Annotated in this window: 11 protein-coding genes and 1 tRNA gene; 5 read left to right on the top strand and 7 right to left on the bottom strand. The window is 40.4% G+C overall.

Annotated elements, in window-relative coordinates; translation table 11 throughout:
* Positions 1–177 precede the first annotated feature (177 nt).
* From BM367_RS11465 to BM367_RS11455, 3 genes are all read left to right on the top strand, one after another.
* Positions 178–2,328 (top strand): carboxy terminal-processing peptidase, encoded by a 2,151-nt coding sequence (locus BM367_RS11465; protein WP_245759976.1) that lies wholly within the window; start codon positions 178–180, stop codon positions 2,326–2,328.
* Positions 2,329–2,346: 18 nt separating this feature from the next.
* On the top strand, positions 2,347–3,414 hold the full coding sequence (gene tsaD / locus BM367_RS11460) for a tRNA (adenosine(37)-N6)-threonylcarbamoyltransferase complex transferase subunit TsaD (protein ID WP_092460628.1): 1,068 nt from the start codon (positions 2,347–2,349) through the stop codon (positions 3,412–3,414).
* 70 nt (positions 3,415–3,484) lie between these two features.
* Positions 3,485–3,571 (top strand) — tRNA-Leu (locus tag BM367_RS11455).
* 43 nt (positions 3,572–3,614) lie between these two features.
* Here the strand turns inward: BM367_RS11455 and BM367_RS11450 are convergent.
* From BM367_RS11450 to BM367_RS11420, 7 genes are all read right to left on the bottom strand, one after another.
* Positions 3,615–3,914, bottom strand: a complete 300-nt coding sequence (locus BM367_RS11450; RefSeq protein ID WP_092460626.1) for a hypothetical protein — start codon at positions 3,912–3,914, stop codon at positions 3,615–3,617.
* Between the two features lie 35 nt (positions 3,915–3,949).
* A complete protein-coding gene (locus BM367_RS11445; protein ID WP_092460625.1) occupies positions 3,950–6,382 on the bottom strand; it encodes an outer membrane beta-barrel protein in 2,433 nt (810 codons plus the stop codon).
* A 42-nt stretch (positions 6,383–6,424) separates the two neighbouring features.
* The gene (locus tag BM367_RS11440; RefSeq protein ID WP_092460623.1) at positions 6,425–8,674 is read right to left on the bottom strand and encodes a peptidase domain-containing ABC transporter; all 2,250 of its coding nucleotides are present in this window, start codon (positions 8,672–8,674) and stop codon (positions 6,425–6,427) included.
* The gene (locus BM367_RS11435; protein ID WP_092460621.1) at positions 8,646–9,983 is read right to left on the bottom strand and encodes a radical SAM/SPASM domain-containing protein; all 1,338 of its coding nucleotides are present in this window, start codon (positions 9,981–9,983) and stop codon (positions 8,646–8,648) included. The genes BM367_RS11440 and BM367_RS11435 overlap by 29 nt, the downstream gene beginning before the upstream one ends.
* A 232-nt stretch (positions 9,984–10,215) precedes the next feature.
* Positions 10,216–12,669 carry an outer membrane beta-barrel family protein gene (locus BM367_RS11430; RefSeq protein WP_092460619.1) on the bottom strand — a complete coding sequence of 818 codons (2,454 nt, stop codon included), beginning with the start codon at positions 12,667–12,669 and terminating at the stop codon, positions 10,216–10,218.
* A gap of 472 nt (positions 12,670–13,141) precedes the next feature.
* Entirely contained in the window at positions 13,142–14,062 is a 921-nt protein-coding gene (locus BM367_RS11425; RefSeq protein WP_143104021.1) for a hypothetical protein, read from the bottom strand.
* A gap of 246 nt (positions 14,063–14,308) precedes the next feature.
* Positions 14,309–16,762, bottom strand: a complete 2,454-nt coding sequence (locus BM367_RS11420; RefSeq protein WP_143104020.1) for an outer membrane beta-barrel family protein — start codon at positions 16,760–16,762, stop codon at positions 14,309–14,311.
* Between the two features lie 543 nt (positions 16,763–17,305).
* Here BM367_RS11420 and BM367_RS11415 point away from each other — a divergent pair.
* Entirely contained in the window at positions 17,306–18,943 is a 1,638-nt protein-coding gene (locus BM367_RS11415) for an acyl-CoA carboxylase subunit beta (RefSeq protein WP_092460614.1), read from the top strand.
* A gap of 16 nt (positions 18,944–18,959) precedes the next feature.
* The gene (gene rnhA, locus BM367_RS11410) at positions 18,960–19,463 is read left to right on the top strand and encodes a ribonuclease HI (RefSeq protein WP_092460613.1); all 504 of its coding nucleotides are present in this window, start codon (positions 18,960–18,962) and stop codon (positions 19,461–19,463) included.
* The last annotated feature ends 163 nt before the right edge of the window (positions 19,464–19,626 follow it).

Below are 19,626 nucleotides of genomic sequence, written 5' to 3'. Positions count from 1 at the left end.
CTCGCCTGGCGGGCTTTTTGTCGCATATTTGCAGCATGCATGATGTAGTTTCCCTAAAATCATAGTATCTTGCCTGTGAGAAAGCAACAGAAATCAATAATCTTTTGTTAATTTCCATAGCTTGATCTGCAGCGATGCACATTCTGTTAATTTTGTTGAAGCCGAATGAGTAAAAAAATGAAAATACGTATTCTGATTGCAGGCGCTATCCTGCTGGGCGGAGCCACCGTAGTGCTGGCATTTAACGCTTTTCACAAAAAAACAAATCCTCCCGATCGGGAAAAACTCATTGTAAGCATGGTGGGATTGATTCTGAAAAGAGCTCATTATCATCCCAAACCTATTGACGACGCTTTTTCCAAAGAAGTATTCTACAAATACTTGAATCAGCTCGATCCACAAAAGAATATTTTCCTGCAATCCGATTTAAACGAATTGAAAACATTTGAATACCGGATTGATGATGAAATCAATACCAATGAACCGCTGGACTTTTTCAAGTTAGCTAACGCCATTTTCGACAAGCGCGTAGCTGAGGTGGCGCAATATTACCCTGAAATACTGTCGCATCCGTTTGATTTTCATGAACAGGATTCCATTGTGCTGGACAGTGATCATCAGAACTATCCAGCCAATGAGCAGGAGAGAAGAGAAGCCTGGTATAAATTTTTGAAATACAAGACGCTCGATCGCCTCGTGGAATTGCAATCCATTGAAGAGAAAAAACAAAAGGACTCCGCGGGATATACACCGAAAACCTATAATGAGCTGGAAGCTCAGGCCAGAGAAGACGTAAAAAAGAACATGGATCTGTTTTTTGAAAGAATCAGGAAAACCTATACTGAAGATGAACGTTTTTCGTGGTTTGTGAACGCAATTACTACCACGATGGATCCGCATACAGAATATATGCCACCGCAGGATCAGCGATATTTCAATGAACAAATGTCGGGTACTTTCTATGGCATTGGGGCTCTTTTGCAGCAGGAAGATGGAAAAATCAAAATTGCAAGCATTGTTACCGGAGGCCCTGCCTGGAAGCAAGGTGAATTAAAAGCAGGTGATATTATTTTAAAAGTCGCTCAAGGCGATAGTGCGGCTGTAGATCTCACGGGCTATAGTGTAGAAGATGCAGTGAAACTAATCAGGGGTGATAAAAACACCATCGTGAAGCTTACCGTCAAGCATCCCGATGGTACCATCAAAACCATTGCCATACAACGGGGTGAAGTGCGCATTGATGCCACTTTTGCAAAATCCTATCTGATTGACTGGGATGGTCATCGCTGGGGCATTATCAATTTACCGGAATTCTATGCACCTTTCAATAACGGCATGGGTGGTGAAAGCTGGAAGGATATGCAGAAAGAAGTGAATAAACTGAAAGCTGAACATGTGGATGGTATTATCATTGATTTGCGATTCAATGGTGGGGGCTCTCTTTCTGATGCCATCAATATAGCTGGTTTGTTTGTGCCAGCCGGGCCTGTGGTGCAGGTGCGTTCAGGAGATGGCAATATCCAGGTGCTGAAAAGTCATAACAACCAGGTGGATTACAGTGGCCCTCTGGCCGTCATGGTGAATGAATACAGTGCCTCTGCATCCGAAATTTTTGCGGCAGCCATGCAGGATTACAAACGGGCAGTCATCGTGGGCAGCCCCTCTACCTATGGCAAAGGCACTGTGCAACGTATGATTGACTTAGATGATTTTTATGCCGGTAATCAGTCTGACTTAGGTGGTTCATTGGGTTCATTGAAAATTACCATTCAGAAGTTTTACCGCATCAACGGAGGTTCTACCCAATTAAAAGGTGTGAGCTCTGATATCGTGTTGCCCGATAATTATTTCAGTGTAGGTGAACGAACCGACTCGGATGCCATGAAATGGGATCAGATCGCTCCTGCCAGCTACACCACATGGTCACAACCTGTGGATGTTCCTTTCCTGAAAGCTTTGAGTGAAAAACGGCTCGATACCAGTCGCATTTTCCAATTAATAAACGAAAACGTTGCCTATCTGAAAAAAATGGATGAAGTGAAAACCTATCCGTTGAATATTGACGCTTACAAAGCCTGGCAGCAGCAAAATCAGCAGGCTATCAAACGAATGGATGAAGTGAATAAAATGGTGCCATCCATCGATATTCATTATCTGCCGGTTGATGAATCATATATCAATGCAGATAGCACAAGAAAGATCATTTATCGTGACCTGATGCGTTCTTATGTGCATGATCCTTATCTCATGGAAACCCTGCACGTGATGACAGACATGCTGCATGAACCCACATTGAGACAGGTTCCCAAACTTACCAAAAGCAATTAACCTAAAACTCATATTGCGATGAATGATGCAGGTAAAACAAATCTTCATCATGCAAATCCTGTAAATAAAACCATTACTTTGTTGGCCATTGAGTCGTCGTGCGATGAAACCAGTGCAGCCGTTATCCGCGATGGCAAAGTACTGGCTAATCTGATTGCCAATCAAAAAATACATGAACAATATGGTGGTGTAGTGCCCGAACTGGCTTCGCGGGCCCACATGCAAAACATCGTACCGGTAGTGGATCTGGCATTGAAACAGGCAGGTGTGGAAAAAAATGAGCTGCAGGCCATTGCTTTTACCCAGAGTCCCGGCTTAATTGGCTCCCTGCTGGTAGGCGCATCGTTTGCCAAGGCACTGGCTGTTGCGCTAAACATTCCCCTGATTGCTGTGCACCACATGAAAGCGCATGTACTCGCCAATTGCATTGATGAACCTCGTCCGTCATTCCCCTTTCTTTGTTTAACCGTTTCGGGCGGCCATACACAAATTGTGTTGTGCAAAGATTATCTGGACATGGAAATCATCGGGCAAACCATCGACGATGCTGCAGGCGAAGCCTTCGATAAAACGGCCAAACTACTGGGACTGCCTTATCCCGGCGGCCCGCTCATCGACCGGTATGCCCAGCAGGGCAATCCCCATCGCTTTCATTTTCCCCGCCCACAAGTGCCGGGATATGATTATAGCTTCAGCGGATTGAAAACGGCCATTCTATATTTTCTAAGAGAACAATCTGCAGAGGATGCATCGTTCATCGAAAAAAATCTCCCCGATATCTGCGCATCTGTGCAGCAAACGATTATCGACATTTTGATGCAGAAACTGATAAAAGCCGCTGAAGATACGGGTATCCGGGAAGTTTGCATTGCCGGCGGGGTGAGTGCCAACAAGGGTTTGCGGAAAAGACTGCTGGAGGAAGCTGAGAAGCGCGGGTGGCATGCATACATTCCGGATTTTCAATATTGTACCGACAATGCTGGGATGATTGGTTTTATGGCTTATCATCAATATCTGGCAGGTGCATTTACCGATCTGCGTGTAACACCCAGTGCGAGAGGCGATTGGAAGATGGCAGAAAGCTGATTTCATTTTTCATTCAAAGATTTTTCTATAGCTTTGCACCTGCCTTCAACGTTATGCTCTTTGCGTATCAGCCCTGGTGGCGGAATTGGTAGACGCGCTGGACTCAAAATCCAGTGGTAGCAATACCGTATCGGTTCGAGTCCGATCCGGGGCACCACACTCCCTGAAGCTTACAAGCACATTTTCCGCTAAACATATAATCAGTGCCCGACTGGGTGTGCCGGCATCACGGAAATGCCCACATGCGTGCGTATAGAATCACAACCCTTTGCACAATTCTGCATGCAATTGTTCGTCACATTTTTGCCATGCAATATGGTTGTATCAACAGTGTAGTGCGTGGGTGTACAATGTTGTGGACAGTTGCCTCCCTGGCAATTGTTTGCCATTTGGGTATCCGCACAATGCGGATTGGTTGCGGTGATGGCAAATGCAGGGGAGAAACCGCCCATCAGGCGGCCCTCTTCATCGGTTTGCAAGGGTTGAATGAATGATGGCATAGACGAAGATTTTGATGAGTAAAATACAATTTTTTTTACAGATTCACACCCGCTCTGCGTTTGATTTCCTGAATTGTCTGCTGATTGACCTCTCCGGCCGAGACTTTTTGATTACCAAAATTCCAACTAATACGCACGGCAAACTGCGGCATCAAATAATACTGTTGTACCCGATAGTCAATCATCGGATTCTGGAAAATATATCGCCGTGTTTGAAATTGATTGGTATTGAGCAAATCATTGGCCATCAACAAAAATGTCCAGTTTTTGATTCGCTTCATCAGGCTAATGTTGAGCTGCAATTGCGCATGCAATTGCTTGTAAAAACTGGCATCCCCAATTATGGGAGATGTAAAACCCGTGTAAACCTGCGCAAACCAGGCTTTTTTCCGGGAAAGCACCAATTGATTGGTGAATAATAGACCCGTCCAGAACCTATGATTATCCAGAAAGGCCGTACTGTCTTTACCCCGAATGACATGATACGTGATATAAATGTAAGGATTCCAATTCCAGATACCTTTGAAAAATGCATAAGATGAATTGTAGCTAATAGAAGCTAAATCATCATATTTCAAATTCGTGGAGGCGAATACTAATTTCCCATCTGGATTCAGATATGGATAACCATTTTGTGAAACCACATGGTACTGAAAGTTGTTATACAACATAAAAACATGCTTCTGTCGTAAAGTGTAGGTAAGATAGTTTTTAAAATAGGTTACTTTGTCAAGAGATGATGCATTCTGATCCACTACATTGCTGGAACTGTATTTAAAGAAAGGTACCAGATCCCAGAACGTGGGACGATATACGCCATCTTCAAGTGCATAACTGAATTGATGATTGGCTGAAAGTTGATAGGTGAATTGCAGTATGGGAATAAAATTGTTGTAATCTCTTCGATAAACCGATGTACCGTTCAACTTGCCGTCATCATGGGTATGCGAAGCCCGTAAACCTGCATTCAGCATAAATTTCTGGCTCAAAAGCATCCGAACATTGAAAAATCCTTCAAACACATCTTCCGGTAATTGATATAAAATATTCAGGCTATCTATAGAAACATATTGCCCACCCATGAACTGCGACCAGTTTACCCGATTGTGCGCATAAGAATGGGTATATTCTGCGCCTGCCGATAAGATAACTTTCTGAGATACGGGTTGGGTATAACTAATCCGTGCAGCAATATTGTTGTTGAAAGCAGGCATATCCTGATACAGGTTGGTTGACGACTTCAATTGGCTTGATTGGTAGTTTTCAAAAGCATATTGATGACTTTGTGCATAAGAAACATACACATGGCTGAGAATAAATTCCAGTTTTTTCTGTTGCGCAGGCTGAGTCCAGCTATATTGCAGCACACTATTGGCTTCGTAATAATTTAGTTTGTTGTTGATAAACGATTGGTCAGATGAATCCTGTCCATTGTTCATGGTTTGCAGGTAGTGAGTAAAGGTTTGCTGAGTGTAATGATCGGGATTGGCTGAAGCGTAATAACTTTCATGAAAGAGCGATAATTCGCTGTTTTTCCCGGGCTGATAGGTGAGTTGTATGCTTCCATCCAGATTGGGATAGCTGATTTTTGTGTTTTGCGTGGATGCCCATTCCAGAGGCAGTTGGGGATCGGTAAATGTGGATGTTTGCCTGATTTGGGCCTGGTTATAGCTTCCATCCAGGTTGATATCGTAACTCCATGTACCTTTCTGGTGCGTGATGCCGGCCGCCAACATTTGTGTGAATAAGTTGCGATACACGGTGGTACTGTTTACATATCCTTTGGTGTAGTTGCTGCTTTTTTTGAAAACAATATTGATGATGGCCGACCCGGTCGGTGCATTGTATTCAGCCGTAGGCACGGGAATAATTTCCAGCTGCTGAATATCATCTGCCGGCCTGCCTTTCAACATCTGCACCAGCGCCTGCATGGAAATATACTGCCTTTTTCCATTGATGAAAATTATCACATTGCCATTGCCTAACACACTCAGCTGGTCATTCTCATCCACCTGAATCAGCGGAGAGGTTTTAAGTACATCCCAAATAGAACGTCCTTGTACAAAATTCGGATTCACAAAATGCAGGATGAATTTTTCGCCTTGTTGCTGGATGGCTATATTTTCCGTGCGTACAACCACTTCAGATAAGGCATGAGGTGAAGCATGAAGTACAAATGGAATGAACGATCCACCGGAAAAAATGGGTAATACGGTATCGATAGGTTGATATCCGAGCAAGCTTATATGCAAAGCGTATTTGCCTGCATGGGGGAGAGATAGCAAGGCCATACCCGATGAGTCGGAAATAGCCGAATACACATGTGCACTATCGCGCACCAGTAAAGCAGCGCCTCCAAGAGGTTGCTTTGTGGAATCCTGCAACTGCACACGCAACGCAACCTGCGACCATAGCGGTTGTGAAAGGACGACAAACAAAAAAACCAAGCTGTAGTGTATGTGTTTCATGACAGATAATTTTTCAAATGCTTGTTGTTTTTCATGGATATTTTATCCTACACCCAATTCCAGTTGATTTTTCACGAGGGTGAAGTAATATCCTCTTTCATATACAAGTTCTTCGTGTGTACCGCGTTCAACGATACGGCCTTCGCGCATCACCAGAATCTGATCAGCATCTTTCACCGTGCTTAAGCGATGTGCAATGACAAACACGGTTTTCTCCGCATAATACTGGCGCAGCCGCTCGATGATGATTTCTTCGTTTTGCGCATCCAGATAAGTAGTGGCTTCATCCAGAAACAAAAAAGGTTGATTGCGATATACAGCACGAGCAATCAGCAAACGCTGACGCTGCCCGCCACTAAGCGTGGTGCCAATATTGCCCACCTTGGTATGATATTTCATCGGCAGGCTTTCAATATATTGATCAATACACGCCACATGGGCTGCATATTGTACTTTTTCCATATCCGGCTGCTCTTCTCCAAAAGCAATGTTATCGAGTATGGTGCCGCTGAACAGCACACCATCCTGCATCACCACACCACAACGCTTGCGCCAGCTGTCGGGAACAAGATCATGTAAATCAAAGCCGCTTTCTGTTCCGGTTTCAGCAGCTAAATGGCCACACAAAACAATATTTCCTTTCTGGGGTTGATAATAGCCCAGCAAAAGCTTCAGCAGAGTGGTCTTGCCACTGCCTGTTTCACCCACCAATGCCATTTTTTGCCCACGTAACATCTCAAAATCAATATCATGCAACACAAAAGGATGAAAGGATCCGGGATATTTAAAAGAAAGATGCTGCACGCTGATTTTTTCAATGCAAAAATCTTCGGGTAACATTTTTTTATGCTGATCTTCTTCCGGCTGCAAATACACATCATTGATGCGCTGGTTGGCAATCTGCATATCCTGCGTTTCTTTCAAATAACCTAACAGATTGCTTACCGGAGCATTGAGTTGACCCATCACATAAGTAATGCTCAGCAACGTGCCGATGGTCATCCGGTCGTGTACAATGAGATATGCACAAAGAGCAATGGCGGCAATTTCTTTGATTTTATTAAAAAAGGAAACGCCCACCAACTGACCAATGTTTAGCTCCAGTGAGCGCAATCGCAAATGATTCAGCTTCTCTTGATGATGAATGAGTTTGGCAATAAACCGATGCTGGGCTACATTGATTTTAATTTCGGGCATGTGCATGATGAATTCATACAGATAGTTACCAAAATCAGATTGTCGTAAAAATAATGCATATTCCAATATTCTGCGTTTGCCTAAAAACAAAGCCGCCCATATAATTGCCAGTATGCTAAACAACCAGAATAACCCAAAAATGATCGGATCAAGATAATACAACAATGCACTGAATACAATGATATTGGCCAGTACAAAGATCACTTCAATGCCATGCCAGGTGAAGAAACGTTGAAGTGTATCCAGATCGCCTTTGCGCTGCAGGGTTTCCATATTGAGTCGCGTATCAAAATACTGCACAGGCAGGCGAAGCAATTTATGAAAGAAATGATGTTGCAGCAAAATACTGAGTCGAAAATTGGTTCGGGTGAACATATACTGGCTAATAGTATCGGCCACAAACGATCCTAAAAACAATCCAAACTGAGCCAGCAGCAAAGCAATCACCCAATCCATGGCTTTCTGGCCTATGCCCACATCAATCAGCCTTTTAAAGACCAGTGGCATCAGCCAGTTGCATACCGTAATCACGCCCATCAGCAACAGTCCGCCCGCATAGATGCGTGCATGCGTCTTTACATATTGCCATACTGGCTGCAGGATCAGATAAGGCTTGCGCTCGCGGGGCACTTGCTTTTGTTTTTCATAAGCCTCCGCATCGGGTTGTTCAAACCACATTGCCACCCCACTATCGGCACTCCCGGCCCATTCTTTAATGAAAATTTCTTCATCGAGCCTGATTTTGCCATAAGCCGGATCGGCAATATAGTAATGCGTTTGGTGGCCCAGCTTGTTGATGCGATACAATACCACAAAATGATCTTGCTTCCAGTGAAGAATGCTGGGCACAGGCAGTTGGGATGCATAATCTACGGCTACCCGATAAGCATCGCCAGGCAGGCCAATCGCGCGGGCACCGGTGAGAATATCGCGAACGGACACGCCCGAGCGCGTTACTTCACAATATTTTTTCAGCTGTGCTACTGTGTAATGCAGTCCGTAATAATAAGCCACCATGGCCAGACAGGCCGGGCCACAATCCGTACTATCGAGCTGATGAAAGAGTTTAAACCGTTTGCGTTTGCGCCAAAGCATGAGCTTCTGCGATTTCCTGAATCTTTTGCAATATCACACGATCTTTTTCGTGTTCATCACCACCATATACACAATATGGCTTGCCTTCCTCGAGGGCTTCCAGCGCATGCTGCGAACAACCCCCATTACACAAGGGCAACAGGCGACATTTCAAACAGGGGGGATTCTGAAACTTCGCCTGCATGCGACGTTCCAACGAATTGTTTTCCCACACCAATTCGCCTTCTTCATTCACATATCCTTCCCGATGCACCTTCGCAAAATCGCGTGCCGTGCACTTGAATACATTGCCATCATAATTCACCACCGCGCTGTTTCGTTTGTCTGCATAGCAGGAATGCCATACATTGTTGGGCGAGTAGCGATTTTCTACTTTCAACCCCCTGGCACGAAAATATTGCAAAACTTGGTTCAGCAAATCAAACAAATCACCTTCTTGATCCTGCCATACGCGATGAAAATCCACCAACATGTATGCATCGGTAAGCGACCGATCTATATCACACAAATCGTCGGCAATGCGATAACATTCGGCTAAGTTTTTAGCAGTGTAGTTGATACGCACGCGCACAAAGAAGCCATTTTGCACAAGCAAATGAATGTTTTGCACAATCTGATCATAAGAACCTTTTTGCGCATGTACAAAACGCACGGTATCATGATGCTGGCGATGGCCATCGAGCGTGATTTGCAGGCTGCAGCGCAGGTGCCGTTCGTCAAAAAAGCGAATGAAATCATCGTCAATTAAATAACCGTTGGTTGTAAAGCTGATGCCATAACGTTTACTTTCTCTTTCACAGGTCTGGTAAAAATGCTCGATAATGGGTACCACCTGCTTGTGGAAATACAACAGCGGCTCACCGCCGAAAAACGACAGATTGAACTCTTTCAATTTCGGGCGTACGGCAATACGACTGATCAGCTTATTGATTTTATCGATGCTTTCTGGTGTGAGGCGCGATTGTTTCAGATGGGTTTCATAGCAATACCAGCATTTGAAATTGCAGTTAAGCGTGGGATTAATCGTGAGCAAAAAAATACTTTCATCTTCATCCACCTGACGCACCAGCTGCTTTACTTTCTCCACCTCGTCGGTGCCTTCTGGTACCAGAAACTCTTCCTGGATGAGATACTGATACAATGGGGGATGAAACTGTTGCAGTTGATCCACCCCTTCATGAATGGCAGCCTGTAGTAAATCTTTTAAAAAAGGTTCCAGGAAAATGACTTTCTGGGTGAAGCTGTTGTACAGCGCGTAGTGTTGCTGATAGGGCAACAAGGAATTAAACTGGCTATATTGGTAGGGCATCGTAAAAAGATATTAAAGATGAAACCATAAATTGTAATCTTGCTCGCTGGCCATTGAGCAATAGCAAATCAAAAAAAAATGAAAGTTCAAAGTAAAAAAACTCATTAACAAAAAATAACTATAATTTTCTATCTTAATTTCTAAACAGCTAATCCATCTACATAGCATTAGCAGTAGGCCCTATACCATCGAAAAATTGACAATAATAATTAGATGATAAAGTAACTAAACATCAGTGTCCTAAACGTTCTAAAATAGATTGGTTCTGCATGCTTCTTTCTGAAATTTGGATATTTTTCCAAAAGTTGAGCACCGCTCGAAACCTGACGAAAAAATTATCAGCATAAATACTGACATGCATATCAACGGGTTGATTCGTTAGCACCTTACTACGTATAGTACCCATTTTAAATGGATCTTGGACAAGTAATCCAAAATTCCATTTTTTAATGCTCTTTTTAATCTCCATACTTATACTTGCCAGCCCATCGTTTTCATATATCCCTGATAGAGAAGGAGAGTAGTATGCACCATTAATAGTGCAATCCCAATTTTTAGATTCTGATAATATTATTTGTGCATTAAGTTGAACCATCGCACTGATCTTATGATAATCAGCATAAATTGTATCCTTTCCTTTTATCTGATTATAATTAAAAGCTACTTCAGGGTTCAACATAACATGTTGATGTAAAAAAGATAAAGTAGTTACATAATTAAAATTAAAATTCTTTGTATAATCAAAATTTACCCTGGTAGTAGTAATACTATGATTTGGTCCAAAAATATAATATTGACCATAATCATTTTTTATAATCTTATAGTCTAATATGAATTGATGTTTTTGATGAAAAGCGTATCGTAACATGTGTTCATTTTGCTGAGCGGACTCTAAATATGGATTTTCCTCAACAAAGTCATTTGCTGATTGGTACCATCTAATAGGATTAAGTTGCCAGAATGAAGGCCATATTTTCGAAGATGCATAACTATAAACTATTTGATCATTAGAATTAATCTGATAGCTAAATATAAATGTGGGAATTAGAGTAGACTTATTTCTTTTAAAAATATAATAGTTATTCAATTTTCCATTATTATTTGCAATCTCATATTTAACCCCAGCATTAATTGTTAACTTATGAAAGATCTCTGATGAAAAATTTATAAAAGGATAAAAATTATTTTCTACATAAAGGTATTTATTACTCAAGCTACTATCAATAACATAATCTGAAACATCAAAATTTTCCCAGTTTACTTGAGAATCATTATTCGTTAAATATCCATTAATTCCTGAAGATAAAATAATATTTTTTGCCAGGGTATAATCAATTTTAAAATAGAAATTCGTATTTTTAATAGACTGATTTATTCTTTGTATAAAGTTAAATAATGTATCATGTTTATTTTCGTTTCTTGATTCTATTCTTGTCATTTGCTGATTTATGTCATTGTAATAAATTTGCCCTATTTCCGCATTAATCTTTAATTTATTTTTATTCAATGTATAATCAAACGTATAGCCAACATCTTTGCTGTCTTCATTTAGGATGGAATAAGTCGTACCTACTGAATCTGTCAAAGTGGATGAGCTATTACTAAAATACAAAGCATCCCCAACTTCAGGTTTAGTGGGATGTGAACGCAAATTATCAAAGAAAAATACTGTTGATAATGATTGCTGTGTATCAATATCGTAATTTGCATACAAATAAGATCCCATAATTCGCCATCTATTTCTATTTTTAACGTACGTATCTAAGAATTGGTACCCTGTTTGCAATTCATCATAATTCTTAGTAAACCTATCCCTCTCTCCTGAATTGCTGATATATTCAGTATTAGAAAATGAAAATTTGCCTGCTTTTCCATCTATATGGATAATTGCAGCAGGATTAAAGTAACTATTTTGCAATGCTGACATGCTGATATTACCACCTAGATAATCTTTTAATTCTTTTTTTAGTACTATATTGATAACGGATTGTCCTGCTTCTACATGATAATTAGCAGGGGGAATGGGTATAATTTCAAATTGTACTATTCTATCTGCTGGCATACTTTTTAAATAATTTATTAATTCCTCGTTTGAAAAAATTTGCCTTTTTCCGTTTATAAATATCACAACATTTTCATTATCAAGTACCTTTAATTTATTATTAATTGTATGAACTAATGGTGTCATACCAAGCAAATCCCAGATTGTTTCTCCTTTTTTGAATTCAGATAATTGATTCCAATTAAAAATTATTTTTTCATTTTTTGAAATAATTCTGGGACGTTGAGATTGTATTTCAACTCCTTTTAGTGCATGCAAAGCTGGCGCGAGTATAAATTTAATCGCATACATGGGTCGATACTGAACAAATGTATCAACATTTACATATCCAATACCTCTTAGCTGCAAATGACAATATGTACAATTTGGGTCATCAAATTCGACAATACCAGAAGAATCACTGAAATTCCATTGTGCCCTTGCTGAATCATTAATCTGCACAAAAATTCCAGGTATTGGATGTAAAGATGAATCTAATACTTGAATTGTAAATGCTGCATGTACCTTCTGAGCATAAGAAAAGAAATATGAAAATAATAGTATTGTGGATATAAGAAAAACACTCTTAAAAATTAATATCCATCTAATATTGAGAAATAAATTAGTATTTATCCTATTATCCATATGTCTAATTTAGGGTGAGAAAGATTTACGAGGTGGGCATATGCCCACCTCTTCTAACTATGCCTAAAAAAGTAATGAATAATAGCTTATTGGGTTGCTATTGCTTAGCACCACATCCAGCTACAACATTACATTTGATATTTACGCAAAAGTTGCTCCCGGAAGAATCATCTGTGTTTTGAGCTAAATTTGACGAATTTGCAAGTGCAGCACTAAACCCACCTGTTAGTCTTCCCTGATCGTCTTGTTGGAGCGGCTGGATAGATAGCTGGCTGATGAGAGATTTTGAATTTGTTTCCATAATGATTGAATTTTAAAGATGAAACCATAAATTTTGATCTTGCTCGCCGGCCATTGAGCAATAACAAATCAAAAAAATAAAACTTCCAAGAAGAAAAAAAATCACCTTTAACTAAAAATCACCTTTTGCATTTTTCCTTCTTTTATCCATCAATGGGCTGACTTTACCTGTTTACTTTAATGTGCAATCTGTACAATCCTGAGCATCACAATAATAAATTGAGCCTATTCCTGGATACCATAAATGATGCAAGTTGCATCCCGATCCACCAGCCGCACATGAGCAAGTATAATTTTCTTCTCTCGGATAATATATTCCACCCGTCTGAAACAAATAAACGAGGAGGTCATCGCGAAGAGCTGGATTCTCAGCATTCATAGGAACATAGATGATATGGCCCAAAAATTCAACCGGTATGATGTAAAAATTGAAAGGTAAATGATTGATATCCGTATTTTTCAAAATCGCTGCATCTATGGGCGATACATATTCCTTCAAAAATGCAGTTAGCAGACTACGTACCGTGTCGGATTCAAACATGGCATCATAGGCTGGTGGAGAGGTTAAATCGTGCGGATCATAGGAAGTGAGAGCCGGTTGTGCTGATAAATTTATTACGTCTCCTTTTCGAACGTACAAAGTCCATTTTATTCCATTAATTGTTGCATTGGTTGTCATCTCACACTTAGTACAGCTGTTATTTTTTGTTACACAACCGCTATATGTACCATTGGTAACGGGCGAACATCCGGACCCGGATTCACATTTGCAGTTTACACTCACTTCCTGTAATTCAACAACTTTCTTGCTCAACTGACCATTCTTGTCTGCATAAGTACCCCAATCAATGAATCGATATGTGTCAGGGAATCGAATGTGCAAAGTATTTTCTTCTATCCAGGTTTTCGATCCTTTGGGTACCATCAGGCCATTATCCATCACATAATCCTGTGTGGCCGTGTATACAACCTTGTTTAAAACTGGTAAGGGAGACTCTTTATGGCACGATGTAAAAACAAGTTGAATGGTAATGTACAAGATAATAATCGGCAATCGTGAGGAAAATACCCCAGAAAAAGAAGAAGTCATCATAAAGATAGGATTTAAGATTAAACCATAAATTGTAACCTTGCTCGCTGGCCATTGAGCAATAGCAAATCTAAAAAAAATGAAACTTCCAAGAAAGATTTCACGATTGTTTAAAAATTTGATAACTTAAAATAAAATTATTTTTTAATTACATCCTATCAAAAATTATGGGTATGAAAATAACCAAAATTAACGGATTTAACTATGCGTAATTATTATGCAAAGAATTGCCATCGCTCACCTTCTTATTCAATGTCCTAAGCGATTCTGGATATCGTCAAGTATAGATGATTTCTTCTCAACCCGAATCTGATGGTTCCAGAATGTGTATGTAATATGCAACGAAACATACCGAGAGTCATAATTACCGGTTAATTTCATATTGTAAGGTAGGGGTGTCAATACTTGTGTGTGTAAACTATATAACTTAAATGGATCATATATGGCCAACCTGATGTTCCAATTTTTATATGATTTAGCTAAACTCATGTCACATGAAAAGAGGCCTTTTAATTCATAAATTCCAGATAATGATCGGGAACGATAAGCAAGATTAAGCCCCGCAGTCCAACTTTTCTTTTCGTTAAGCATGAAAAACATGTGGCATTGAGCCACACCATTGAATCGAGCGTAATCAGCCAAAACCGTATCCTGTCCCTTAGTAGCATTATATTCTATTCCCATAGCTGGGTTGACCTGTACATGATTATCAAAAAAAGCAAATTGAGATATGTAATAAAGCCCTGCGCTTCTTGTGTAAGCAAAATTTACTCTGGTGAGATTAATGTTATGATTGGGCAAAAAGTAAACATATTGACCCCATCCATATTTATTATTATCATAGCTAAGTACAAATTGATGACGTTGACGCAAAGTATATCGGAGTGTTTGATTGAGGTCTTGAGAAGAACTCAAATGAGGATTATTATCGATAAAATTATTGGCTGAAGAATAATAACGCAATGGGCTTAGTTCCCAAAAATCTGGCCAATTTACAGATGAAGTGATGCTATAAGTGAATTGATGATCCTGATTTTTACCAAAGTTTAGAATAAGAGTAGGAAATAGGTCATTAGTATTCCTATCTAAGATTGAATATTGATTTTGCTTGCCAGAGATTCGTGCAATCTGATATTTAGCGCCAATTGTAATCGTAAAAATTTTTCCTATTTCTCCATCTATATTCAAAAAAGGAGAATATGTATTTTCTGAATATTGATATGTGTAGCTTTGTGATGAATCATATACAAATTGATTAGTTTGGTATTTATACCAGTTAACATCAGAAAAGTTTTTTGTGAAATAAGTACTCATACCTGCAGAAAGAGTAAAATGTGTAGATAAGGTATACTGAAACCTCAAAAAAGCACTCGTATTGTGGACTTTTTGATTGATGCTCTGCAAAATATGTAGGGGTGTGTCTGTCTTGTTTTGGTACATTGTTTTATTTAAAGTGTATTGATCCGTGTAATCATAGTAATGTATTTGTCCAGCATCAATATTTAATTTTAGCTTATTCTTCAAAAGAGAAACTAAATACTGGAAAGCGTAACACATATTATCATTTTTGTCGTAAGTATCCTCCGTCGTTTTTCCTGTTGAATCAGGGCTTGATCCGACGGTATAATTGCTGAAATAACTGAACGAATAATATTCAGGATTGAAAGGATGCACCCAATCATGTTCATAAGAAAAATGAAGTGATAAGTTCTGTACAGAATCCAAATCACCATTCAAGTACCAATCTGTGCCCAGGTATTTCATATCTCTCCATGCTCTAAGCACCGAATCATTCATTTGATATCCTGATAAATTTTCGGAATATTGTTCCGTAAACAAAGATCGACTTCCGCTAAGACCTCCATAATTTGTTTGTATAAAAGATAATTTACCAATTTTACCTGTGAACTGGATGTTGCCTGTGGGATTAAAATAACTATTTTGTGTGGCCCAAAAATTAGCTTGTCCCTCCAGATGGTCTGCTAAATCTTTCTTGATAACGATATTCACAACAGCATCACCCGGACCAACATCATAAGCAGACGTGGGTATGGGAATAATTTCAAATTGTAAAATCTTACTTGCAGGTATATTTTTCAGAAAATTAATAAGTGCTGATGCAGACATCATTTCTTTTTTCCCGTTTATGTAGATTACAACATGCCTGTGCAATATGTTAATTTGTTCATTATGATCCACTTCAACAAGAGGCGATTGTTTGAGCAAATCCCATACAGTTTCACCCTTGATCATAGACGATAAAGATGACCAGTTTACTATTATTTTCTCATGCGAAGAAGTAATTACGGGTCGCATGGATTTGATTTCCACTGTTTGCAGCTGCCTGGTATTTTTAGTTAATACAATGTTAGCTTGACTGGTACGAGAAAAGTCAATTACGGAATCTAATTCATGATAACCTAACATACTACATCTTACCCTACAAGTTACACAGAGGGGTGCAGGAAACTGAGCCAAACCAGATGAATCCGTAATAGCCCATTGAGTCTGGGTGGAATCAACTAATGAAACAGCTACTCCTGGAATAGGGGCATGAGATGAATCGTAAACATAAATCCTATATTCTTTTAGTTGGGCTTTTACAAAAGGGTGAAAAATAAACTGTATCAAAATAATCAAATAGCAAATAGTACGGTTATTCATAAAATAAATGGCTGAACTAAAATAATAAGATATTTTCAAGTTCTATTTAAACCGATTATCAGTAGAATTAGGAATAGAATACTTATTTAAAGCTTCACTAAGCTCCACCTGTTAGTCTTCCCTGATCGTCTGGTTGAAGCGGCTGGATGGATAGCTTGCTGATGAGAGATTGAGCATTTGTTTCCATAAGGATTGAATTTTAAGATGAAAACATAAACTGTAATCTTGCTCGCCGGCCATTGAGCATAGGGAAATCAAAAAAAAGAAAAAAAATAAAACTGCAAAAAAAATTTTTATGACTCTTGAAAAAATTGAAAACATGAAATCTCATCTTTTCTCACTTTTATTTTTTTCATTTATTCACATGGATAATTACACAAAATTCAGTTTGCGTATGATTCACATGATGGTTCTTTTTCCTACAATACCATCCATTGTATCCTGAAATGTTTTCTGATGCTGGTTTACAAGCAAAAACCAGGAATGTGTGACATATTGTGCTGGCATACAAAAGATGAGGCTTGCAATAAATTTGGCTGTGCACGAAATTCACGCTAAATTCACGGGATTAAGCAAGTGATCATGGAGTCAAAAACCTTGCAATTCAACAAAAATGAAGATGCTTATCGGCTGTTGCTGAGTTATTATCGGCGGATGCGTGAACAGATTATGCTGGGCGGAGGCAAAAAGCAACTGGAAAAAATCAAAAAGCAAAACAAGCTTTCGGCGCGTGAGCGCATTCAATACCTGATTGACAAGGGTAGTACTTTTCTGGAATTAGGTTTATTTGCGGGTTATGGCATGTATGAAGAAGTGGGAGGGTGTCCGGCTGGTGGAGTAGTAGCTGGCATAGGCTACGTGAGTGGGCGGCAATGCGTAATTGTGGCCAATGATATGACGGTGAAAGCAGGAGCCTGGTTTCCGATTACGGCCAAGAAGCACCTGCGAATGCAGGAAATCGCGATGCAGAATCGATTGCCCATCATTTATCTGGTGGATAGTGCCGGTGTGTTTCTGCCCATGCAGGATGAAGTGTTTCCCGACAAGGAACATTTTGGGCGGGTGTTTTTCAACAATGCACGCATGAGTGCCATGGGCATTCCGCAAATTGCAGCCGTGATGGGCAGTTGTGTAGCGGGTGGAGCCTATTTGCCGGTTATGAGCGATGAGTTGCTCATGGTAGAAGGCAATGGATCCATGTTTTTGGCTGGCCCCTATCTGGTAAAAGCGGCTATTGGCGAGGATGTAGATGCGGAAACGTTGGGTGGTGCGGTGATGCACAGCTCCATATCGGGCACTGCCGACGCCCGGTTTCCGAGTGATGAAGCCTGTCTGGATCACATCCGCAAACTGATGTCCATGCTGGGAAAGCCGGCAGATGCAGGATTCATGCACACTGACGCAAGACCTCCGCGTAAAAATCCCGATGAAATCTATGGCCTGCTGCCCGACGATCCCACGCGACCTTATGATATGCAAGAAATCATTGAGAGGCTTGTAGATGATTCAGCTTTTGTCCCTTACAAACCGGATTATGGTAAAACACTGATTTGTGGTTATGCCCATATCGAAGGCTGGGCCGTGGGCATCGTAGCTAATCAGCGCATGCCTGTGCGTACCCGACAGGGGGAAATGCAGATGGGTGGCGTCATTTACCATGATAGTGCTGATAAAGCCGCGCGTTTTGTGATGCTTTGCAACCAGAAAAAATTGCCGATTCTTTTCCTGCAGGATGTAACTGGCTTCATGGTGGGCTCACGCTCCGAGCAGGCAGGCATCATTAAAAACGGTGCCAAGCTGGTCAATGCCGTATCCAATTCTATCGTTCCCAAGATTACAGTGATCGTCGGCAATTCATTTGGTGCGGGCAATTATGCCATGTGCGGTCGGGCTTATGATCCGCGTTTTATCTTTGCCTGGCCAAGTGCAAGAATTGCGGTGATGGGCGGACAGCAGGCGGCAGAAACCCTGTTGCAGATTGAAGTGAGCGCACGCAAAAAGAAAGGAGAAAACATTACTCCGGAAGAAGAAAAACAATTGCTGGATAAAATTGCTAAAAAATACGCCGAACAGATGACACCTCATTATGCTGCTGCCAGGCTTTGGGTGGACGAAATCATTGATCCGGCCGACACACGCAGGTATATCCGTGAAGCCCTGCATGCTGCCAACCAGGCCCCCGTTTCGCAGGACTTTCGGACAGGCGTTTTGCAGGTTTGATAAAAATTTATTTTGCATGAAAAAATCAACCCTCAACGAAGTCATTATCTATACCGACGGAGCCTCGCGTGGAAATCCCGGCCCTGGCGGATATGGCGTGATCCTCATCAGCGGTAACCATAAAAAAGAACTTTCTGCCGGGTACCGACTTACCACCAACAACCGCATGGAATTAATGGCTGTGATTGCTGCCCTGGAAGCTTTAAAGAAAAAAAATCTGCAGGTAAAAATTTATACTGACAGCAATTATATTGTTAATGCCATCCGGAAAGGATGGCTAAACGACTGGATAGCAAAGGATTTCAAAGGAAAGAAAAACAAAGATCTGTGGTTACGCCTGCATAATCTGATGCAACAACATCAAGTAGAATTTCATTGGGTTAAAGGACATGATCAGAATCCATACAACAACCGTTGTGATCAGCTCGCCACACATGCAGCCGATCATGCCGCCTTGCTTATTGATACCGGATATGAACCTTCAGCATCGCATCCCACCCATATTTCATCCATCTCTTGAAAAATATTTGTATCATTCATTGGTTGCGATTCTGTTTAAATGATTTAAAAAATTTCTTCGCATCCATAAATACATGCATTCAAATGCACAGTAAGATATTGACAATCATCAATCATCACCCTGAAACATTGGAAACTTCATTTTATTCAATAAAACGGAAAAC

This window comes from Thermoflavifilum thermophilum (assembly GCF_900116565.1).
Taxonomy (GTDB): Bacteria; Bacteroidota; Bacteroidia; order Chitinophagales; family Chitinophagaceae; genus Thermoflavifilum; species Thermoflavifilum thermophilum.
This window is presented reverse-complemented; position numbering and strand designations above follow the sequence as displayed.